The sequence below is a fragment of the Corallococcus terminator genome, assembly GCF_049194865.1.
Lineage (GTDB): Bacteria > Myxococcota > Myxococcia > Myxococcales > Myxococcaceae > Myxococcus > Myxococcus terminator_A.
This window is the reverse complement of the sequence record NZ_JBLZWL010000002.1, coordinates 85,990-107,979: the sequence shown is the minus strand read 5'-3', so window position 1 is coordinate 107,979 and position 21,990 is coordinate 85,990. Positions and strand designations below refer to the sequence as shown.

The following is a 21,990-nucleotide window of genomic DNA, read 5'->3' as shown; positions in this document are numbered from 1 at the left end:
CTCACGGCGTCGGGAGCGAGACGTCGGCGCGGCCGGGGCAGCCGTCGACGAAGTCCTCGGGGGCTACGCGGATGATGCCGTCGGAGGGGGACTTGATGCCGCCCACCGGGTAGCGCACGGTGTCCACGCGGAAGGTGCGCACCTGGGTGCGCGCGGTCGGGTCGTCCGCGGGCACCATCGCCACGGACAACGCCACGTTGTTGAAGCCCGCGCCGCGCGTGACGATGCCCGCGTCATCCGCGGCGGCGATGGTCGGCGCCAGCAGCACGTTGTCCACGCGCAGCGTGTAGCACTGCCGGCCCAGCTCATCCGGAGGACCGTCCGCCTCGAAGGAGTAGCGGTAGCCCTCCGCCGCCAGGTTCGCGGTGTCCACCTCCAGCGGGCGGGTGTGCAGGCGCAGCTCCTGGCGGCTCGTCAGCCCGTCGTTGTCCGGGTCCTCGTCCAGGTCATTGCTCGCGCCCTGCGTGCCGCCGCGCCATTCGATGCCGTCCGGCACGCCGTCGCGGTCGCTGTCCGCCAGCGTCGCGTTCGTGCCGATGAACTGCTCGTCGCAGTCCAAGAGCCCGTCACAGTCGTTGTCCGAGGCGCGCAGCAGCGGAGGACAGCCCTTGTCCAGGCCGCCACCATCCGGGTCCGCCACCTGCGTGGGGTCGAAGTCCACGCCCCGGTCGCGGAAGTAGACCTCCACGCCGTCGCTGAAGCCGTCACCGTCGGTGTCCATCAGGTTGGGGTTCGTCCCCACCTGGGCCTCGCGCGCGTCCGACAGGCCGTCACCGTCCGTGTCCGCCTCGTCCAGCGGGCTGCCCGGCGGCGCGGAGAAGTTGGTCGCGATGACCTCCTTCACGATGAACGTGCGCCGCACCTGCCCGAAGGAGAAGTCCAGGAAGTTGATGGGCTCGTTGTTGCGGAAGTCGCGGAAGTTGCCGCCGCCCAGCGCGGCCATCTTCTCCAGCCGGTCCGCGTTCTGGTTGATGATGAGCAGCGGGCAGCCGCCGTCTCCAGACAAGTCACACACCGACGACACCGGCTGCGTGGGGTTGAAGACGTGCACGGTGTTGACGCGCACGTCCTCCACCAAATCCCTGAGCTGACGGATGCGCACCACCGCGTCACCCTGGAGCAGCTCGTCGTCCTGGTCCGTGGTGGGCCGACCGTCCGACAGGAACACGAGCGAGTAGCGCGCCTGCGCCAGCGCCTGCTGACCGCCCGGCTCCAGCCGGCTGCGCGCGATGTCCGTGTTGATGAGCGAGTAGATGTCCGACAGCGGCTTGACGAAGTCCGTCGAGTCCCGGTTCGGTGAGTTGTCCGGGTTGCGGAAGGTGAGCAGCTGCTCGGTGAGCTGGCGCAGCCGGGCGTCGTCCATGGAGGACACCTGCACGAAGCCGTCCTGCGGCGGGTTGCCCGGCGACTGGGTGAGGAACGCCGTGGTGCTTCCGGCGAAGAGCACCACCGCCAGGTAGACCTCGGGGTCCCTGGGCAGGTTCTGGATGAGCTCCACCAGCGCGGTGGCGCGCGCGCCGTCCGGGTCGCTCACGCGCATGGACTGCGAGGCGTCCATCGCGATGATGAGCTTGATGGGGCGCACCACCTCGTTGGAACCCACGGTGCAGAAGCGGCCCTGCAGCGAGACGGCCCGGTCCACGGGGACTTCCACGTCCCGGCGCGGGTCATACAGATACGAATCGGAGCAGGCCATCACCAGCACGAGGGCGACAATCAGGCCCGCCAGGATACGTCCAGCCACACTCACGGGGTGAATCCTCCCTGGTTGCCCGCGGGCGTCGCGCCCACGCATCGACCCTGGTTCTCCCAGGGGTTGCCCATGTCCGTGGGCACCATGAAGTTGTCGTTCGTCAGTGTCAGCTCCGGGCCCACCGGCACGCGGATGCTCGGCGGCGCGTACTGGGACCAGGCGCAGGCCGAGCGCCACACGCCGTAGTCGGTGGCCACGCCGCTCTCCGGCGCCTCCGCGAACCACAGCTTGAAGAGGTTGAAGCCCTGCTTCGCCCCCACGCGGTCCGGCGTCGTCACCATCTGGAGATTCGAGACGGTGTAGTCGTAGCAGATGCTGCCGTTGGGCAGGACTTCCGCGATGCGCGTCTCGTACTGGAAGCCGTTCTTCTCGAAGAAGGCCCTGTCCCGACGCGTGGGGTCCGTGCCCGCGCGCAGCTCCACCTCGTCCGGCAGGCCGTCGCCGTCCGTGTCCAGGCCCGCCACGCTGGGCTCCAGCGGGTTGAGGCCCCAGCGCGCCTCCAGGCTGTCGGGGATGCCGTCGCCGTCACTGTCGACGATGGTCTCCCGCGTGCGCAGGTACCCTTCGGCGAACTGCGACAGGCCATCTCCGTCCGTGTCGCGGCACGTGCAGCGCGGCGTCAGGGGAGAGGCCGGGTCACACCCGCGCGCATCCAAGTCATTGGCCGCCTTGAAGCCCTGGTCCTCGCGGCGATGCTCGAAGCCATCGCTCAGGCAGTCCCGGTCGCTGTCGGCGTTGAACGGATTGGTCTTCAGCGTGAAGGAGTTGTCGAGGTCGTCCGGCACGCCGTCGCCGTCGCTGTCCACCATTCGCGACTCCACTCCTGGCCCGGAGCTGAGCGGCTCCACCAGCAGCGTCTTCATCACGTTGCGCGACGCGAAGGACGAGTAGTCCAGCGCGCCCAGGCCCAGGTTGGAGATCTCGGCGGTGTCGTTGAACTCCTGGTACACGCCGTTGCCCATCTCCGCGAAGCGCGTCAGCAGCCAGGAGGCGATCTTCTTCGCCGCCGCCGGGTACTCGGCCTGCGGCACGCCCGGGTAGATGCCATAGATTTCCTGGCAGATGGGGCCACAGGCGCGCACGGCCTCCTGGTTGAACAGCAGCACCGTGTGCATGCGCACGTCGCCCACGTTGTACTGGTCCTTCAGCTCCATCAGCCGGCGCACGTAGCTGAAGAGCTGGTAGTTCTGGTTGCGGTCGGTGCCAATCTCGAAGCCGTCAATCTGGTCCGTCGTGTTCGTCGCGTTGCAGAAGCTCACGATGGAGTCCGCCCACGTCAGGTCCGGGTTGTCCGGGTTGGCGTAGACGCTGAGGTTGTCGGTGGCGGAGCAGCGCGGATACGGCGTGCCGTCGGTGAGGAAGACGACGACGTAGCGGGTGCGCGGCAGCACTTCCGGATTGGACAGCGCGACGGCGTTGATGTCGCTGGCGATGAGGCTGTAGGCGTACGACAGGGCGCCCTGGTAGTCGGTGCCCTTGCCCAGCTGGCTCTGCAGGCCGTCGATATAGGTGTCGATGTTGGTGTCAGGCCGGGCGAAGCGGTCGCCCGTCGTGGCGGGGGGCCAGACGTTGCGGACGTTCGTCTCGAAGGGGGCGACGGACACCTGCACGTTGCCGCCCGCCGCGTTGACCTGCCGGAACTGCGACACCAGGCGCTTGAGGGCGCGCACGCGCGCGGGCTCGGTGACGCCGGGCGGGATGATGGCCTGCACCGCGGCCTGCTGACAGAAGCCGCTGTCCAGCTGCGCGCCGGGCGGGTCGGAGATGCACATGCTGCCCGACTCGTCGAGCACCACCACCACCTTCACGGGGAAGCCGGCGGGGTTGGGCGGGCGCGTGCAGACGCGCCCCTGGAGCATCACCCGGTCATCGACGTGGGACTGCTGTTCCGTTCGAGGCTCGAGCATCGAGTCGGTACAGGACAACAGTCCCGTGGCCAGGAGGCCCGCCGCGAACAGCGGGTAACGAAGAAGGCGGCGCATAGGGGAACGACCTCCTGGCAACAGACAGCGGGATTTACTGCTCGCGGCGACGACGACGCATCAGCACGCCCAGCATCGCGGCGCCGAGCGCCGTGGCACTGAAGCCCGCGGGCACGGAGTTGCAGTTCGAGCCTTCGTCATCACCCTTGCCCACCGTCAGCACCAGGGTGGAGGTGGCGACGCGGCTGTCCGGGAAGACACGGTCGGCGAAGGCCAGGCGGGCCTCCACGGTCAGCTCGTACGTGCCCTCGGTGTCCGGCACGAAGTTGGGGACGCTGCCGTCCACGTAGGTGTACTGCCAGTTGCGGCTGAGCGTCACCGCGCCCTGGGGGTTCTCCACCACGGCGTTGGAGCCGTCGGGGCGCTTGCTCACCGTCCAGCGGTACTCCATGGCCGCGCCGTTGCGGTTGGCGAACAGCGGCGGACGCAGCGTGTCGCCCGACTTCTCCAGGCGCATGGTGCCACCGGCGCTGACCGTGAAGGGCGACTTCGGGTCCAGGCACTTGTCCTTCTGGGAGGGGTCCACCACGAGGCAGTAGAGCCGGTCGCACGCGTCGCCGTCGCCGTCGCGGTCGTCGTCCGCCTGGTCGCGGTTGGCCACATCACGGCAGTTGTCGGCGTCATTGAGGACGCCGTCGTCGTCGTTGTCCGCGTCGCACGCGTCGCCCTGGCCGTCGTTGTCCGTGTCGGTCTGCTCCGGGTTGGCGATACCGGGGCAGTTGTCACCGTTGTCGGAGATGTTGTCGCCGTCCGCGTCCACGCGGCACTGGCTGCCATCCGCCGGCATCACCTGGTCCGCGTTGGCCAGGCGGGGGCAGTTGTCCGCGCCGTCCGCCACGCCGTCGTTGTCGTCGTCGGGGTCGCACACGTCACCGAGCGCGTCGCCGAGCGCGCCATCCAGGTTGGCCTGGTCCGCGTTCGGAATCAGCGCGCAGTTGTCGAGCTCGTTGGCGATGCCGTCGTTGTCCCGGTCCGCGTCGCAGTCGTCGCCCTGGCCGTCACCGTCGGCGTCGCGCTGCTGGAAGTTGGAGAGCGTGGAGCAGTTGTCGCAGACGTTGCCCACGCCGTCGCCGTCGCTGTCCGTCTGGTCGCGGTTGGACGCGAACGGGCAGTTGTCGCGGTCGTCCGCGCGGCCGTCGCCGTCCGCGTCGTCCGTGTAGGCCAGCGTGTCGCCGTCATCCGTGTAGTTCACCCACACGGAGCCTCCACAACCACAACCACACCCTCCTCCCTCCTCCTGAGGGCGGCCGCAGCTATCGCCGAGGCATTCCGGGTTGTCCGGGTTGTCGTTGGACTGCGCCTGAGCGGTGCTGGGGTTCACGACCAGGAAGGCCCCGAGCAGCAACGCCGGAGCGAGACGAACGAGTGACATGGTGACTCCTTTCAGCCCCGGGCCATAAGCAAGAGACGATCCGCACCTTTGCCCGAGCTCAAATCCAGCAGTTTCAGGCACTTGTGCACAGCGCATCAGGTGGGGACCGGAGAATGTGGGGGGCACTCCCCAGTCCGAGCGAGGGGTGGACCCCCCACTCACGGGTGGATCACGTTCCGAGGATGAAGGCCTCGGGGTCGAGGGGGAGGATGCCGGAGGGGGTGCGTCCCTCGTCCTTGTCGTACTGGATGGGCTGGATGAGCAGCGAGCCGATGCCCGCACCGCGCGGATCATTGTCCCGGCCGGCCTGGAGGTAGAGGTACACCTCGTTGGTGCCCGCGGGGATGACCTCGCCCGGGATGAGCGGATGGGGCCGCTCGCGCGTCGCGACGAGGGAGACGTTCTCCACGCGCGTCGCGTAGCAGGTGCGGCCGTCGATGGTGGGGTCCGTCTCCACCAGGTCGTAGCCGTAGCCGCGCTCGCGGTGGAAGTCGAGGTCGGCGCTGAGCGGGTCGCCGTGGGCTTCAATCTCCGCGATGTTGGTCAGCCCGTCGCGGTCCGAGTCGAGCAGGTCCTCGGGCACCAGCGGGTTGAGCGGGGTCAGCGCCTCCACCAGGTCCGGGATGGTGTCGCCGTCGGAGTCGCCGATGCAGGGGTTGGTGCCCAGCACGCGCTCCTCGCAGGTGTTGAGCCGGTCGCCGTCCTCGTCCAGGGAGACGCTGCAGCCGTTGATGACGTCGGGCACGAGCGGATCCAACCCCACGCGGACCTCGATGCCATCCATCAAGCCGTCCTGGTCCGAGTCGAGCTGCAGCGGGTCCGTGCCGAGCGCGTCCTCATCCACGTCGGGCAGGCCGTCACCGTCGCTGTCGACGAGCACCTGGCCGGCACGCACCACCACGTTGCGGTTGAAGGCGAGGAAGCGCTTGAGCTTGAGGGTGTTCGTGCGCGCCGAGTACTTCAGCCCGCTGAGGGTGGGAGACAGGCCCACCGCGTCCGTTTCAATGGGCGCGGTGCCACCGGCGTGGGCGATGGCGGCGACATGCTCGCGCGTGGCGGGGTCCGCCACGGTGCCTCGGACATAGATGGGCTGCACCACGACCTCGCCCGCGCCGTACTGCTGGGCCAGCGCCTTGATTTCACCGGTGACGGCGGTGAGCTCGCACTTGCTGCAGGCGACCTTGTCCGTCAGCGCGTTGCACGTCGCATCCAGGCCGATGTTGAAGGCCGGGTTGGAGCAGCTCGTGTCCTGGCTGCGAATCACGACGACCACCATGTAGCGCGTGCGGGCCACCTCGCCGCGACACGACGTCTGCATGTCACCGGACAAGAGCGTCTTCGCCAGCCGCAGCGAGGAGCGGACGCTGACGGGCCCCGACTCTTGATAGGTGGCGAAGCGCGGCAGCGCGGCCTGGAAGTCCTCCGCGTTGGAGAAGCCGCCCAGGATGCCGGTGGCCACCGAGTGGTAGGCCACCAGGCCGAACTTCACGAACGGGCCGGAGAAGCGGCTGGAGAGCGTGGACAGGCCGTCGGTGGCGTAGCCCACGATTTCCGTCTCCACGCCCTCGCCGCCCTGCAGCGCGAAGAGGACCTTGGTGGGAAACGCGTCGCCGCCCGCGAGCGGGACACAGACGTTGCCGGAGAAGTTGGCGCGGTCACCCCGGTTGGCCCCACGCCCGTCGATGGCATAGAGACCCGCGTCGGAGCAGGACAGGAGCAGAATCGGGAGCAGCGGCCACGCGGAGCGCGGAAGGGGGCGCATCGGATGGATTGTAGACCGCAGCCCCCCACGACAACGCAAGTGACAGCGCCGTCCGCGTCGAATTCTTCAGACGCTTGCACACACCTCGGGCCGTAATTTCGCCCCGCCACGGAAAGCCGGACGCGCCGCGTTCCGGCGCGCGCTCACAATGTGAGCAGGAAGGCGAGCACGTCGTCCCGCTCCTCCGCGCTGAAGGCGCGAGCATCGCCGTGCGCGGGCCCGGCCGTCTCCAGCACCGTCCTCAAGGGGAAGCGCGTGTCCACCACCAGCCGGCCGTCCTTCACCGCATAACCCGCGGTGGCGCTCGTGAGCAGCGGCCACATGTCCCACGTGCCGACCAACGACGGCGGCGCCGCGCCCACCACCAAATCCTGGAGCTCGATGCGCAGCGGCAGCGCCACGGGCGTGCCCACATCCAGATACTGGCCTCGCGTCGTGGGGTCCTGGTCCAGCGTGTAGAGCGGCGCGGGATGGCACGCGAGGCACCCGCCGCGTCCCTCGAACAGCGCGCGCCCGCGAGCCGGACGCCCCACGTGTCCATCCGGGAGCGTCACCGTCTCCAGCGGCGCGCCGTCCTCGCCCCGATACGGGTTGGGCGGCGTCGCCATCAGCGACGTATAGAGGGTGAGCGCCTCCACCTCCGAGGGGGAGGGGTCCGGGTTGTGGAAGCGGTTTCGCGCTCCCACGAAGCTCGCCGTCTCAGCCAGGCTGTGCTGGCTGGCGGGCGTGAAGAAGGGCGGGGTGTCGCGGCTGCCGAGCACCGTGGGCGAGCGGTAGATGCGGTTGGGCCGCGTCTTCTCGTAGAAGACGCCGCCGGTGTGCCCCTCGATGTGGCACCCGTCGCAGGTGATGCCCGTGCGGCCCAGGTCCGCGTAATAGAGGACCTGTCCCAGCCGGCGCTTGGCCTGCGCGCGCGACTCCACCACCGGCAGCCGCCGCGTCACCACCAGCGGCCGTCCTTTGTCGCGCGCGTCGCGGACATCGACCACCGCCACCTCGTGGGTGAAGCGGTTGAGGACATAGAGGGTGGCGCCATCGGGAGAGAGCACCAGCGAGCGCGGCCCCGAGTGCAGCTCCTCGCCCGCACGTCCCTTCGTCGAGAAGTCCTCGGCCGGGCGGATGCGCGGCGTGCCCTCGGGCGGCATCAGCGAAATCTTCTGAAGCACCGCGCCGCGCGCCACCGCGTCGTCTCCGGAGATGAGCGCCCGGGCGTCGAGCACCCGCACCCAGCCGATGCCTACATCCGCCGCATAGAGCAGGCCCGCGGCCTCGTCGAGCGCCAGCCCCTCCGTCACACCCGCGCCGAAGCCCCGGTGCCTCACATAGTCGCCACTCGCCGGGTCGATGACGGCCACGCCGCTGTTGTTGCTCACCTCCATGCGCTTCGGATTGGGCCCGACATTGGGGCCCAGGCTCGCCATGAAGAGGCGCCCCAGCTTCTCGCTCGCGATGAGCGTGCGCGGCGCCTTGCCGCCCATGATTTGCGCGCGGAAGCGCTCGGTGTTGCCGCCGACGATGGCCACGCCCGGGCCGGGCACCACCGTGAAGACTCGCGAGCCGTCCGCTTGACGCAGCAGCTCCAACTGGCCCGTCTGGAGGCTGCCCACCGCGAGCACGTCCTTCCACCGGGCGAGCGCGCGCGGATTGGGGTCCACCGGCGCGGCCCACTTCTCGCGGCCGTCCTCGAGCGAGAGCGCCCGCACCGTGTCCCTCACCTGCTCCGCGACGAAGGCCACGCCGCGTGCGCCGTCCACCTCCAGCCCGGAGGCGCCCAGGGGCGCGGGCAGCACCCGGGGCTCGCTCGCGGAGTCCAGCGCGAACACCCGAAGCTCCGGCTGGTAGCGATGAACGACGCCCAGGAAGGACTGACCGCGCGCGTCCTTCCACGTGGCCAGCGCGGAGGGGCCGTCCCCCACCGCCAGCCGCTCCACGCGGCCCGTGCCCACATCCAGCGAGTACACCGTGTCCGTGGGCGGCGAGACGATGAACAGCGTGCGCCCATCCGGCGACGCCACCATCCCCGTCAGGTCGGGGAAGGCGCGGTCATTCACGACGGTGAGGTGGACGCTCCCTTCGAGGGGAGTCCCTTCGACGGGAGCCCCACCGGCGGACACCAGCCGGGCCTCCACCACCACCTGCGGCACGTCCTCCGGAAGCGTCACGTCCGAGGGCAGCCGGGTGAAGGCGTGGCTCGAGTCCACCACCGTCAACGGAAGCTCGCGTGACAGTGGTGGACCGAGTGACAGACGCAACCCCGCTACCAGCCGCGCGCCATGGATGGACAGGGGCTGGGAGGTCTCGTTGCTGGTGAGCCGGGGACCTACCGCCTCCAGCCTGGGCGCCGTTCCGGAGGAGGCCGACGCGGGGGGAGCGGCGTCACCGGACGAGGAGGCGCGCTGTCCGCGCGTGCTCAGGCGATAGCCCACGACTCCCGCGGCGCTCCACAGCACCGCGCCCACCGCCAGCAAAGCCCATCTGCGCGCCGCGCTCGTCAATCGTGTCCCGGTGCCTTTCGCGAGGGAGCATCCTCCCTCCTCGCGCGCGAGGCCACGACGTTCTCTGGCTGCCTGCCCGGTCGGGGGCCGACTTCAGACGCGGAGCGGCACGACATCTTTCCGTTCGGCCGGCAACGAGCAAGTGGTGTCGTGGAGAACGCGCCCCACATGGGGTGGAGTGCCCCCCACACCTGTTGACCCACGTCTCACGAACAGCCCTGGAGTGTGCGTTGACAGGTCCATACACGCATCGCTTAACCTGTTGATGATGCGACGCTTCCTCCTCTGCATGGCCGTCGCCCAGCTCCTCGGCATCGGTACGCTGTTCACCCCGAGCGACGCCTGGGCCCAAGGCCGCGGCCGTTCCGCGAAGTCGGCGAAGGCGAAGGCTGGCAAGAAAGCCAGCGCCAAGACTCCGCCCAAGATTGAAACCAAGGGCGCGCCCGTGACGGACCCGGTGACGGGCGAGTCGGACGCCACCGCTTCCTCGGCGCCGCCGCAGCGCGGCCCGTCCCGCATCGACTTCGACGACCGGCTCATCCAGGGCCAGACGAACAAGTCGGGCGCCGTCTATCTCTATGACCGCAAGGAGCTGAAGACGCGGTCGATGATCCGCGAGCGCGACAGCTTCCGCGCCGAGACGCTCGCCACGGTGTACGACCAGTAGGGCAGCACCGCCCACCAGCCCTTGAAGGGAGCGTCACCGTTGAGCGGCCAGCCCAGCGTCCTGCAAGTCGTCATCCTCCGCGACGGACTCCTCGTTGGGACGGAAGTCTTCGTCCCCGGCACGTATGCGCTCGGTTCGGACCCGTCCTCGGACCTGAGGCTGGAAGACCCGGCCGTGGAGCCGCGCCACGCGCTGCTCTATTTCCAGAATGGCCGTGCGGCCATCCAGGACGCGGGCACCGCCACGGGCCTGTTCGTCAACGGCCACCGCGTCACCGCGTGCGAGATTCGCTCGGTGGACGAGGTGCTGTGCGGCCCGTTCGTCTTGAAGACGCGCGTGCTCGCCCAGAAGCCGCAGGAGGCCAAGCCGCAGCCTCCGCCGGAGGTCGCCGCGCTGTTCGGCACGCCGCAGCCCGCGCCGCCGCAGCCCGTCGCCCACGCGCCGCAGCAGGGCGCGCCCGTGCGCCAGCTGCGCCCCACCGCCGCGCCCGCGCAGCCGCTGGCCACCACCGTGCCCGCGATTCGCGCCGTGCCGCAGCACCCCGCGCAGGCGGCGACGCAGGCCATCTACCCGCAGCAGTCCGCGGCGCCCGCGATGGTGCCCATGCCGGCGCCCGTCGCCCACGCGCCACAGGGTTCCATCAACGCCCAGGCCCACGTGGCCGCCGCGCCGCAGCCCGTGCCGATGCAGGCCCCCCAGCCCGTGCCCGCCGGCACCGTGCCGTCCGTGCGCCGCCGCGTGACGCAGGAGCCGCCGCAGGCCACGAACACCGGCATGCTGCTGGCGGATGACCTGCTCGCGGACATCGCGCTGGAGCCGCTGCCCGAGCCTCGGGGGCCGCTGCTCCAGGAAGCTCGCGTCACCGCGTCGCGGCCCACGCACGCGCCCCGCGTCGACCCGGGCAAGGGCGTGCCCCAGCTCTACCTGGAGCTGTACTGGGGCACCATCCGCCGCGACGCGCGCCGCTTCAAGCCGGACAAGAAGCAGCCGGTGCGGGCCTCGCTGGACCTGCCCGAGGCGATGCCGCTGTGGGGCTTCACGCTGCCGGAGAGCACCGGGCCCTTCACGCTGGCCGAGTCGGCCAACGGCGCCTTCCGCCTCTTCGTGCCTCCGGGCACCGAGGTGGAGAAGAGCGGCAACGACGGCCGCTTCACGCCCGTCACCGGCGCCGCGCTGGAGTCCGACGGCAGCCGCCGCTTCATCACGCTGCGCGAGGGCGTGGGCGCCCGGCTGACGCAGGGCCAGATGTCGCTGGTGGCCTACGCCGCCCCCATCCCCGCGCGCGTGTTCATCAACCCCCTCAAGGGCCTGCCGTGGCTGGCGGTGTCGACCTTCGTCCTCTTCGCGGCGGTCATGGCCGCCTTCATCGTGCTCAAGCCCGCCACGCCGGAGACGGCGGACTTCACGCAGAAGAACCTGCCGCCCGTCGCGCTGCGCCTCATCGCCCCCGAGCCGAAGAAGAAGGAAGAGGCGAAGCAGAAGCTGGAGGCCATCAAGAAGAAGGCCCCGCCGAAGGAGAAGGTCGCGGAGAAGGCGCCGGTCAAGCCAGTGGAGAAGGCACCTCCTCCTCCGAAGCAGCAGCAGCCCGCCAAGGCCGTGGCCGCCGCGCCCGCGGAGAACAAGGCGCTCAAGGCGCTGGCCAAGCTGTCCGCCGCGGGGCCCGCCACGAACGACCTGCTCGCCGCCGTGGACAAGCTGGGCAGCGGCCCGGGCAGCAAGAACGTGAAGAACTCCAACTACAAGCTGTCGGGCCTCATCGGGAAGGCGCCCATCGCCAACGCGGGTCTGGGCACGTTCGGCCTGGGCGGCGGCGGCAAGGGCGGCGGCGCGACGCTGGGCGCTGAGCTTCTGCGCGGCAAGGGCGGCGGCGGCATCGGCGCGCTGGGCGCGGGCTCGGTGGGCAAGGGGAAGGTCGGCGGCACCGTCACGCGCGCCACCGCGCGCAGCATCGCCTCCACCCAGGGCACCGTGGACCGCGAGGCCGTGGCCCGCGTCATCAACAGCCACCTGAACGAAGTGCACGGATGCTACGAGCGCGCGCTGCTCAAGGACCCGGGCCTCGCCGGCAAGGTGGTGCTGGAGTGGACCATCGGCGCCAACGGCCGGGTGGCCGCGGCGAAGACGAAGTCCTCCACGCTGCGCAATGCCTCCGTCGAGGCGTGCATCCTCTCCAATCTGAAGACCTGGACCTTCCCCGCTCCCAAGGGCGGCGTGGTCATCATCACCTACCCGTTCCTCTTCAACTCCGTCGGCTACTGACGCGGGCTCTCCCCAACCCGCGTTTCGTTCCGCTCATCCGCCAGGAAGCCCCCACCGTGCGATACGCCCTGCTCATTCTCTTGTTCCTGGCGCCCGGCCTTGCCCGCGCACAGGCCGAGGCGCTCGAGAATCCCGGCGCCGTCTCCGCCATCCAGGAGCGGCAGTACCGGATGAATCACGAGCTGTACCTCGGGGTCGGCGTGCTGCCGGCCGACGCCTTCTACAAGGGCCTCATCGGGAGCGTCTCGTACACGTACCACTTCAGCGACACGTTCGCGTGGCAGGTGGGCCGGGGCACCTACAGCTACAACATCCAGACGTCGCTGCGCCGCCAACTCGAGCGCGACTTCGACGTGGCCCCCACCGCCTCCGCGTTCGAGGACCAGGTGCAGTGGATGGTGGGCTCGGACCTCGTCTGGAGCCCGCTCTACGGCAAGACGGCCGTGCTCAACAGCTCCGTGCTGCACTTCGAGGCGTTCCTGCTCGGCGGCGGCACGGTGGTGAAGATTGACCGACAGGACGGCTTCCGCCCCGCCATCAACCTGGGCCTGGGCGTGCGCATGTTCTCCGGCAAGACGCTGTCCTTCCGGCTCGACGTGACGAACAACGTCGTGTTCGCGGGGGCCTCGCGCATCATCAACGTCCCCGTGGTCCAGCTCGGTACCGCGTTCAACTTCGGCGCCACGGAATGACCTCTCGCTCACTTATCGCCGCGCTCGCCAGCGCCGCGCTCGTCGTGTCTCCAGCGACGGCTCCCGCCCAGTCTGGCGGTGGCTCGCTGCCCATGCCACCACCGCCCACCGCTGGCGCGAAGGCCGCGCCCGGTGCCAGGCCCGCCACGGGCACGCCCGCTCCCGCCGCGCCTGGTGCCAGGCCCGCCGAGTCCGGTGCGCCGACAGCCGGCACCGAGGGCGCGCCCGCGACGGCCGCCCCCGCGACCGACAAGAAGCCGGAGGCCGCCGCCGAGGCGCCGCCGCCCGTGCCGCAGAAGGTGGACCCGGCCGTCTTCGACAAGGCGCTGCAGGACTACTTCGACGGCAAGCCGCGCGCCGCCGCGGGTCCCCTCTACGCCTGGCTCCAGGCCGCGCCCAAGACGGACGACAACTACGCCTGGGCGCAGTACTTCCTCGCCCGGAGCCTCATCGACCTGGGCCTCACGCACGCGGGCGCGTCCTACCTGGCGCGCATCGCCCGTGAGCGCTCCAACCCGAACGTCATCCCCCGCGCGCTCGACACGCTGAAGGACCTGACGGACCGGCCGCACGACGACGTGATGATCGACGAGCAGGTCTTCGGCGCGCTGGACCTGGGCTTCCTCCCCGAGGAGACGGGCGCGTACGCGCACTATCAGCAGGGCCTCGTGGACCTGCGCGTGGGTAACGAGCGCTGGGCCAACACGCACTTCGCCAAGCTGTCGGAGACGAGCGCCGAGGCCAGCCGCGCGAAGTTCGCGCTGCTCGTCACCCGGCTCAAGCAGGTGAAGGAGCCCTCCGAGGAGCTCATCGCCGACTTCCTGGGCCTGTCCAAGGACGAGAAGCTCACCCGCGAGGCGCGCAACGAGGCGGCGCTCGCGGTGGCCCGCCTGCGCTACGAGCGCCTGGAGTACACGGGCGCGCTGGAGGCGTACAACCTGGTGAAGCTGCCGGAGCTGGACCCGGGCCGCGCCAGCCTCTACCTGGAGGAGGCGTGGACCCGCTACAAGCTGGGTGAGCCGCGCGCGTCGCTGGGCATCCTCACCACCCTGGACGCCCCGTCGTTCCGCGACGAGTTCCTCCCGGACAAGTACCTGCTGCGCGCCCTCATCTACCGCGACCTCTGTCACTACCTGCCCGCCAAGCGCGCCGCGAAGGAGCTGACGCGCAGGTTCGCGGACTCGCTGGAGGCGGTGCGCAACCGCGATGACCTCACCCAGGACATCCGCCTGCGCCGCGCGGCCAACTCTCACGGTGGCACCCAGCGCGCCGCGCGCTTCGTGGAGACGCTGGACCTGGAGGGCGAGCGCCTGGGCCGCTACGCCGGCAGCTTCGGCGACCGGCTCTTCACGCACCTGACGAAGCTGTACGACTTGTCCCGCGCCGAGGCCGTGCGCGTGTACGACGCGCGACTGGCGGAGGCCGTGCGCCAGGAGGCGGACACGCTCTTGCGCGCCGCGGAGCAGGTGCGACTGATGGAATACGAAGTGGGATTGAAGCTGTACGAGCGCGTGAAGAAGGGCGCGAAGCTCGTGGCGCCCGAGGATGAGCAACTCCTGACGCCCGACAGCGTCGCCTTCCGCTTCGACGGCGAATACTGGAACGACGAGCTCAAGTCGTACCGGGTCAGCATCGAGAGCCGCTGCATCGAGGAGACCCCATGACCGGCCACCTGACCGGCCTGATTACCGCTGCCCTGCTGGCGGCGTCCCCCGGAGGCACGGGCCGCGCGGCGGGCCCTGGCCTCAACCCGATTGTCTCCAAGGCGAAGGAGCGCGACGAGTTCATCGCCAAGCTCAAGCGCGACATCTTCAAGGTGGACCGCGCCATCGGCGAGACGCAGAAGCTCATCTCGAAGAGCCGCAACGCGCCGTACCTGCCGGACCTCCAGTTCCGGCTGGCCGAGCTGTACGTGGAGAAGAGCCGCTACGTGTACTACCTCCAGGCCGAGTCGCGGCCGGAGGGAGCCTCGGGCGCCATCGTCTCCCCCGAGACGCGGCTGATGAAGCAGAAGGCCGTGCAGATGTACTACCGGCTGCTGCGCGAGTACCCGGACTTCAAGGACGGGGACCAGGTGACGTTCTACCTGGCGCACGAGCAGCGCGAGCTCGGTCAGTTCGACGAGATGCTCAAGACGCTCGGCGACCTGACGCGCAAGTTCCCCAACAGCCCGCTGCGGCTGGAGTCGGAACAGATTCTGGGCGACCACTTCTTCGACAAGGCGGACCTCGTCGAGGCCGAGCGCCACTACCAGGCGATTCTGGAGGCCCCGCCCTCCCCCGTGCACGACCTGGCCCGCTACAAGATGGGCTGGATTCGGGTGAACCAGGCCAAGCACGCGGAGGCGGTGACGTTCTTCGAGGCCGCCGCCGCCAGCGCCCCGTTGCCCGGCATGGACGCGAAGAAGGCGCTCAACGTGAAGCGCGAGGCTCTGCTGGACCTCGTCTACAGCTACACGGAGGCCAAGCCGCCCAAGGGCGCGCTCAACTACTTCGAGAAGCTCAGCGAGAGCCGCGCCACCTACGCGCTGGCGCTCGACAAGCTGGGCAACCGCTACTTCATCAAGCAGCAGTACGAGTGGGCCATCCCCGCGCTGCGCAAGCTGATGGAGATCCAGCACGACCCCGAGCTGGATTTGGAGCGCGGCCAGAAGCTCTACGACGCGCTCAAGGCGTCCAAGGGCAAGGTGCTGCCGGAGCCGGAGGACCTGCGCATCCTCGTCCGCGCGGCGGTGCAGTCCAAGACGGACCCGGAGCTGGCGGAGGTGGACCGCAAGAAGCAGCTCGTGGAGCTGGAGGAGATGGGGCGCGACCTGGCCACCCTGCTCCACCTGGCGGCGCAGAAGAAGGAGGAGAAGGAGCTCTACCTGAGCACCGCCGAGGCGTACGAGGCGTACCTGAGCCTCTTCCGTCCCGAGCAGTACGTGCGGCCGATGATGAAGAACCGCGCGGAGGCGCTCTTCTCCGCCAAGGACTACACGCGCGCCGCGCGTCAGTTCGAGGAGCTGGCCCGCTACGAGGCGAAGGCGAAGGACGCCAAGGGCGAGGAAGAGGCCCTCTACGCCGCGCTGCTCGCGCACTTCTCCACGCTCAAGCCGGAGGAGGCGCTCAAGCGCAACGCGTATGAAGTCGCGGACGCGCGTCAGGCGATGAAGCTGTTGGGCGCGGACTACGTGTCGCGCTACCCCAAGAGCCCCAACGTCCTGGATGTGAAGTTCAACATCGCCCGCGCCTTCTACGAGGACGGCGACTACCCCAAGGCGGCGGAGCTGTTCACCGCCTTCGCCCTCACCCATCCGCAGCACAAGGAAGCCACCGTCGCCGGCAACCTGGCGCTGGACAGCTTGCGGCAGGTCAACGACTTCAAGGGCCTGGACGAGACGGGCAAGAAGTTCCTCACCTCGCCCCTGCCCGGCAACTTCCGCGCGGAGGTGCAGAAGATCCTCACCCAGAGCCGCGCCGAGGCGCTGGACGAGCTGGCGCTGCAGAGCGCCCAGGAGACGGGCGACGTCATCCAGGGCCTCGTGAAGGTGGCCGACGAGAACAAGAACACCGACATCGGCGAGAAGGCCCTGTACGGCGCCTTCACGGCGGCGCGCGAGAAGAGGGACTTGCAGGCCGAGCGCGAGCTGGGCACCAAGCTGTCGCAGGACTACCCCAAGAGCCAGTACCTGTCGGACGTGCTCCTGACGCTCGGCCGGCACGCGGCGGAGGCGGCGGCGTTCGGCGAGGCTGCCACGTGGTTCGAGCAGGTGGGCCAGAAGCTGGGCGCGGACATCGCCGGCGTGGATGGGTGGCTGGCGGGCGCGCGGCTGCGCATGGCGCTGGGTGAGTACAAGGAAGCGGCCCGCAACCTCGAGACGGCGGCGGAGGTGTCCGGCGCGCGCAAGTCGGAGGTGCTGGTGCTGCTGGCCGAGGCGCGGCTGAAGGCGAAGGACTACCCGCGCGCGAAGCTGGCGGCGGACTCCGCGCTGAAGCTGAACCCGCGCAGCGCGGGAGCGGCGGCGGTGCTGGCGGAGGTCCAGGCAGTCACCTCGCCCACGGCCTCCGCGGACGCGCTGGTGGCCACGCTCACCACGGCGGTGCAGGGCCCCGACGGCCAGACGGAAGAGGCGGCCAGGGGCCTGTGGTACCTGGGCGAGATTCTCTACCGCGGCTACAAGGACCTGCCGTCGGACAAGGTAGAGGAGAAGGTCGCCGCGCTGCAGAGCCTGGAGGGCATCTACACGCAGGCCGCGTCGCTGGGTTATCCCGAGTGGGCGGTGGCCTCGCTGTGGCGGCTGGCGCTGGCGTACGGGCACATCGCGGACGTCGTCGAGTCCACGCCGGTGCCGGGCGGCCTCTCCGCGTCGGAGTCGCAGCAGTTCCAGGCGGCGGTGAAGGAGCAGGTCGGCCCGCTGAAGTCGCGCTCGGAGGAGGCGTTCAAGGCGTGTCTGTCCCGCGCGGAGTCGCTGGATGTCTTCAGCGCCGCGGTGGTGGGCTGCCGCTCGCGCGCCGAGCAGGCCGCGCTGCCGGTGCCCCAGCCGGGGGCGCCCACGCAGCTGGCCGTGCTGGATGACCTGCGCAAGAAGGCCGAGCGCACGCTCAGCGTGGAGTCGCTGGAAGCACTTGGCATGGCGTACCTGGAGGCCCGTCAGTTCGGCGTGGCGCAGCTGACGTTCGGCCGCGTGACGGAGCTTCAGGACACCAAGGCCTCGGCGCACTCGGCGCTGGGCTGGGCGCTGCTCAACATGGGTGACGCCATGGGCGCGCGCGCCGCGTACGCCAAGGCGATGGACTCCGACCCCACCTACGACAAGGCGCGCCTCAACCTGGCCGCGCTGCGCTGCCGCTTCGGCGACGTGGACGGGGCGCGGCGGGACCTGGCCGTCCTCAAGGACGTGGGCTCGCTCAACGGCGCCGACGTGGACACCGCGGGATGGAAGGCGTGCAAGTGAACGCGCGCCTCCACCCGACACACTCGCACGGCTTCCGGGCCCTGGCGCTGCTGGCGCTGGTGGCCGGGCTGGGCGCGTGTAGCGACGAGGGTGGCGCGCTGGAAGGCAGCGTGTCGCCGTTGTTGGACCTGAAGTACAAGCGCTCGGAGGCGGTGCTGGCCGAGGGGGAGCTGTCCATCAACTTCGTCACGCCCCAGGGCTCCGGGGTGAACACCGTGCTGAAGGTCAGCGCGCGCGTGGGGGACATGATTCCCGAGGGCTACACCGGCGGGCTCACCATCGACCTGGCCGAGGCCCTGGAGGGCGGCGCGCAGCGCGGCGTCATCGGGCGCAGTGTGCTGGACGAGCCCGCGCGCGCCTTCCCGCAGTTGGAGCGCGGCACGCTGGTGGTGGACAAGATTCCCACCGGGCAGGGCCAGCGCGTCACGGGTGACTTCCACGTCACCTTCGTCAACGGCATCGACATCTATTCCGGCCGCACCATCTTCGGCAGCTTCGAGGCGACCGTTCCATGAAGCACATCGTCCTGCTCACCCTTCCGCTCTTCCTGGCCGCGTGCGGCCCCAGCTACGGCATGAAGGTGCCCGGCTCGCTGGTGAAGAAGCTCCCGTTCGAAGTCCGCATCGAGCTGTTGGAGGCGGAGAACGAGCTGGCGCTCGCCGTCGACAAGGTGGACGAGAACAACAACGAGATTGACCGTGCCCGCGACAGCATCCGCCGCGCCCGCTCCCGCCAGGAGGCGGCGGAGGACGAGGTGGACCGCGCGACGGACGAGGTCTCCCGCGAGGTGGCGAAGCTGGCCATCGAGGAGTCCGAGGCGCGCGTGGAGTACCTGCGCGCGAAGCAGCGGCTGTCCGTGGGCTTGCGTGACGTGTCGGAGCTGTCGCGCAACTGCGCCTTCGCCAAGTTCGAGTTCGCCAAGCTGACGGCCGCGCGCAAGGCGAAGGTGGAGGGCAGCGAGAAGCTGGACCCGAAGGAGTTCGAGGAGCAGGTGGCCGAGTGTGAGGCGGAGGTGAAGGAAGAGCTCGCCGACCTCACCGAGGAAGAGAAGGAAGAGAAGACGACGCGGGAGGCTTGGGAGGCGAAGAAGACGGCCCTCGCCAAGAAGACGTTCGACGCGCGTGCCAGTCCCTACGTGGAGAACCTGTGATGACGAAAGCCGGCGTCCTAGTCCTCCAGTTGCTCACCGCCCAGGCGCCTCCGCCGGACGCGGCCGCGCTCGAGCGCACCGCCGCGGTGGAGAGTGCCCGGCTGCGCGCGTCCCCGGACGACGCGGATGCGCTCTACCGCCTGGGCACGGCCTTCCTCGCGCTGAACAAGCCGAAGAAGGCGGTGGAGCCGCTGAAGAAGCTGGTGGAGGTGGAGCCGGACCTGATTCCGCCCCGGCTCGCGCTGGGTCGGGCGCTGCGGCTGGCGGGCGACGCGGAGTCCGCGCGCACGCTGTTGGACCAGGCCATCGCGGCGTTCCCCGAGGACGCGTCGCTGCGCTCGGAGCGGGGCCTGTTGGCCCGCGTGCTGGACGAGAATGACGTGGCCATCAGCCAGTACTCGATGGCGGTGGAGCTGGCGCCGAAGGACGCGGAGCTGCGCTTCAACCTGGGCGAGGCGCTCCAGCGCGCCAACCGCACGGACGACGCCATCGAGGCGTACCGTGAAGCGCTGAAGATGGACTCCAAGCTGAACGTCGCCCGCGTCAACCTGGGCAAGGCGCTGGCGGAGAAGGGGCTCAACGGCGAGGCCAAGGAGACGCTGCGAGAGGCCACGCGCGAGAAGCTGGGCGACGCGGAGGCGCACTACAACCTGGGCGTCCTGCTGCTGCGCGAGAATGACTTCGACGGCGCCATCGCCGAGTACCAGCGCGCCATCGCCGCGGACCCGAAGCACGCGCGCGCACAGAACAACCTGGGCGTGGCGCTGAACGAGAAGGGCGACCCGCGCAAGGCCACCGAGGCGTTCCTCAAGGCCATCGCGGCCGACTCGAAGTACGCGGAGGCCCACTTCAACCTGGGGCTCGCCTACTACCAGTTGGGCGACAACGTGCGCGCCACCAAGGCCTTCGAGAAGGCGCTGGTGCTGGAGCCGCGCCGGGCGAGCGGGCCGTACACGCAGCTGGGCCATCTGTATCTGGAGCAGGGCAAGAAGAAGCAGGCGGTGGAGGCCTTCAAGAAGGCCATCGACAAGAGCACCGACGATGGGAAGCGGACGACCGAGGCGTATCAGGGCCTCGCGCGTGCGTACCTCTCGCTGGGCAAGGCCGAAGAGGCGGTTGCCACGCTGAAGACCGCGGTGGAGGCGTTCCCCAAGGACGCCGCCGCGCGGGCGGGCTACGCCGAGGCGCTGAAGGCCAAGGGTGACCTGGACGGCGCGATTGCGCAGTACGAGGAGTGCATCGCCCTGTCGCCCACGGTGGAGAACCGGCTGTCGCTGGCGGACACCTACGCGAAGAAGCGCGTGTCGGCGAAGGCGCAGCCCTTGTACCTGGCGATTCTCAAGGAGGACCCGAACCACCGCGCGGCGAAGCTGGCCCTGGCGGACCTGCTGATGGCCATGGGGGACTATCCCGGCGCGGAGACGTACCTGCGGCCCAAGGAGGGCGAGGAGGCGGACACGGCGGCGCTGGCGCGGCTGGGCATCGTCCACTCGCGGCGCGGTCGTCCGGACCTGGCGGTGACGGAGCTGGAGGAAGTGGTGGCGAAGGACCCGGCGCAGATTGAGGCGCGGGCCGAGCTGGGCTTCCTGTACCTGCGTGGTGGCGACGGCGCGAAGGCGCGCAAGGTGCTGAGCGACGCGCTGGCGGTGGAGCCTCGCAACTCGCTGTTGCTGCTGTACCTGGGCCACACGCTGTACCAGCAGGGCAACGCGAAGGACGCGGAGAAGTCCTTCCGTGGCTCCGCGCAGGTGGACCCGACCTTCGCCGAGCCGCACAACGCGCTGGGACAGCTCCTGGAAGCGTCGAAGCGGCTGGATGAGGCGAAGCAGGAGTACGAGGCGGCGCTGAAGCTCCAGCCCAACCACGAGGACGCGCAGCTCGCCTTGAAGCGACTGGGTGCGTCCGCGAAGGCGGAGTAGGCACGACGGTGGTCCCTTCCCGCTCCGGCGGGGAGGGCTGGCCCTACGTGGGCATGCCCAGCAGCACCGCGCCCACGGAGACCAGGGCCGCGCCCGTGAGCTGGCGACGTCCGAGTCGCTCTCCCTGAAGCGCGGCCAGTGCGAGCGCGAAGGCGATGGACGTGTTGCGCAGCGTGAGCACCGCCCCCGCCCCGCTGTCGTTCAGCGCCGAGAGCAGCAGCGCGAACGACAACATGCTGATGGTCCCCGAGAAGATGACCAGCCCGGGACGGCTCCACGCCTCTCGCTGGAGACCAGCCCACCCCATCTGCCGGCTCCGCTCCAGCACCAGCACGGGCAACGCGACGAGCAGGCCGGTGGTGAAGAGAGCCGGCGGCTGCGCACCTTCGGAGAGCGCCATCTTGTAGCTCAGGTGATAGCCCGCGATGGTCACCGCCGACAGCGCGGCCCATGCGACTCCGGACGCAGCGGGCCCCGTGGGCCGAGACAGGTGCATCACGGCAAGTCCGCCGCCCAGCACCACCGCCCCCGTGACGGTCCACGCGGAGACGGACTCTCCCAGGGCCAACACGGACACGGGCCACACCAGCAACATCGCGCCACCGCGTGACACGGTGTACGCGAGCCCCAGCGGTGCACGGTGCAGCGCACGGGAGAGCGCCGCCAGATAGACGCTCTCACACGCCCCTGCCCCGAGCGCCCAGAGCAGCCCTCGCGTGGACGGGAAGGCCTCTCCTCGCATCCCGAGTGCCCACAGGCCACCGCCCACCACCGCCACCGTGATGACGCCCACCACGCCCGCCTCGGGGTTCGGATGCCGCTTGAGCATCGCGTTCCACGACGCGTGCAGGAACGCGGAGACCAGCACCAGCCCCAGGGCAGCGGTTTCCAACGGACGAGCCTCCTCGACAGCGGAGAGGGCCCGTATGTAGCGCGTCCCCACGCGTCTCGCAGTCCTCATGCGAAGGGAGCGACCCTCCGTCAGAGACGAAGCACTGGGGGC

At 69.9% G+C, this 21,990-nt stretch carries 14 protein-coding genes; 8 read left to right on the top strand and 6 right to left on the bottom strand.

Features of this window, described 5'->3' with window-relative positions:
* Position 1 precedes the first annotated feature (1 nt).
* From ACN469_RS02555 to ACN469_RS02535, 5 genes are all read right to left on the bottom strand, one after another.
* Positions 2-1,750 (bottom strand): vWA domain-containing protein, encoded by a 1,749-nt coding sequence (locus tag ACN469_RS02555; protein WP_498763793.1) that lies wholly within the window; start codon positions 1,748-1,750, stop codon positions 2-4.
* On the bottom strand, positions 1,747-3,735 hold the full coding sequence (gene mtsD / locus ACN469_RS02550; RefSeq protein ID WP_498763791.1) for a cell-cell cohesion protein MtsD: 1,989 nt from the start codon (positions 3,733-3,735) through the stop codon (positions 1,747-1,749). Before mtsD ends, ACN469_RS02555 begins: the two co-directional genes overlap by 4 nt.
* 34 nt (positions 3,736-3,769) lie before the next feature.
* On the bottom strand, positions 3,770-5,107 hold the full coding sequence (mtsC, locus tag ACN469_RS02545; protein ID WP_498763789.1) for a cell-cell cohesion MYXO-CTERM protein MtsC: 1,338 nt from the start codon (positions 5,105-5,107) through the stop codon (positions 3,770-3,772).
* A 169-nt stretch (positions 5,108-5,276) separates the two neighbouring features.
* A complete protein-coding gene (locus ACN469_RS02540) occupies positions 5,277-6,869 on the bottom strand; it encodes a calcium-binding protein (protein WP_498763787.1) in 1,593 nt (530 codons plus the stop codon).
* A gap of 143 nt (positions 6,870-7,012) precedes the next feature.
* A complete protein-coding gene (locus tag ACN469_RS02535) occupies positions 7,013-9,364 on the bottom strand; it encodes an MtsA protein (protein ID WP_498763786.1) in 2,352 nt (783 codons plus the stop codon).
* Positions 9,365-9,629: 265 nt separating this feature from the next.
* On the opposite strand from ACN469_RS02535, the gene ACN469_RS02530 reads away from it, so the two are divergent.
* The 8 genes from ACN469_RS02530 to ACN469_RS02495 are packed head-to-tail and all read left to right on the top strand — an operon-like array spanning position 9,630 to position 20,987.
* A complete protein-coding gene (locus ACN469_RS02530; protein ID WP_498763784.1) occupies positions 9,630-10,031 on the top strand; it encodes a hypothetical protein in 402 nt (133 codons plus the stop codon).
* A 39-nt stretch (positions 10,032-10,070) separates the two neighbouring features.
* Positions 10,071-12,290 (top strand): AgmX/PglI C-terminal domain-containing protein, encoded by a 2,220-nt coding sequence (locus tag ACN469_RS02525; RefSeq protein ID WP_498763782.1) that lies wholly within the window; start codon positions 10,071-10,073, stop codon positions 12,288-12,290.
* Between the two features lie 56 nt (positions 12,291-12,346).
* Positions 12,347-12,982, top strand: coding sequence for an outer membrane beta-barrel domain-containing protein (locus ACN469_RS02520; protein ID WP_498763780.1), 636 nt, complete (start codon positions 12,347-12,349; stop codon positions 12,980-12,982).
* Positions 12,979-14,646: a hypothetical protein gene (locus ACN469_RS02515; RefSeq protein WP_498763778.1), complete on the top strand. Its 1,668-nt coding sequence runs from the start codon at positions 12,979-12,981 to the stop codon at positions 14,644-14,646. The genes ACN469_RS02520 and ACN469_RS02515 overlap by 4 nt, the downstream gene beginning before the upstream one ends.
* Complete coding sequence (locus tag ACN469_RS02510; RefSeq protein ID WP_498763776.1) at positions 14,643-17,918, top strand: tetratricopeptide repeat protein; 3,276 nt, start codon at positions 14,643-14,645, stop codon at positions 17,916-17,918. The genes ACN469_RS02515 and ACN469_RS02510 overlap by 4 nt, the downstream gene beginning before the upstream one ends.
* Complete coding sequence (locus ACN469_RS02505) at positions 17,915-18,433, top strand: hypothetical protein (RefSeq protein WP_498763774.1); 519 nt, start codon at positions 17,915-17,917, stop codon at positions 18,431-18,433. Before ACN469_RS02510 ends, ACN469_RS02505 begins: the two co-directional genes overlap by 4 nt.
* Entirely contained in the window at positions 18,430-19,068 is a 639-nt protein-coding gene (locus ACN469_RS02500; RefSeq protein WP_498763772.1) for a hypothetical protein, read from the top strand. The genes ACN469_RS02505 and ACN469_RS02500 overlap by 4 nt, the downstream gene beginning before the upstream one ends.
* Positions 19,068-20,987 carry a tetratricopeptide repeat protein gene (locus ACN469_RS02495; protein ID WP_498763770.1) on the top strand — a complete coding sequence of 640 codons (1,920 nt, stop codon included), beginning with the start codon at positions 19,068-19,070 and terminating at the stop codon, positions 20,985-20,987. Before ACN469_RS02500 ends, ACN469_RS02495 begins: the two co-directional genes overlap by 1 nt.
* Positions 20,988-21,030: 43 nt before the next feature.
* Here ACN469_RS02495 and ACN469_RS02490 read toward each other — a convergent pair whose 3' ends face one another.
* Complete coding sequence (locus ACN469_RS02490; RefSeq protein ID WP_498763768.1) at positions 21,031-21,879, bottom strand: EamA family transporter; 849 nt, start codon at positions 21,877-21,879, stop codon at positions 21,031-21,033.
* Positions 21,880-21,990 lie beyond the last annotated feature (111 nt).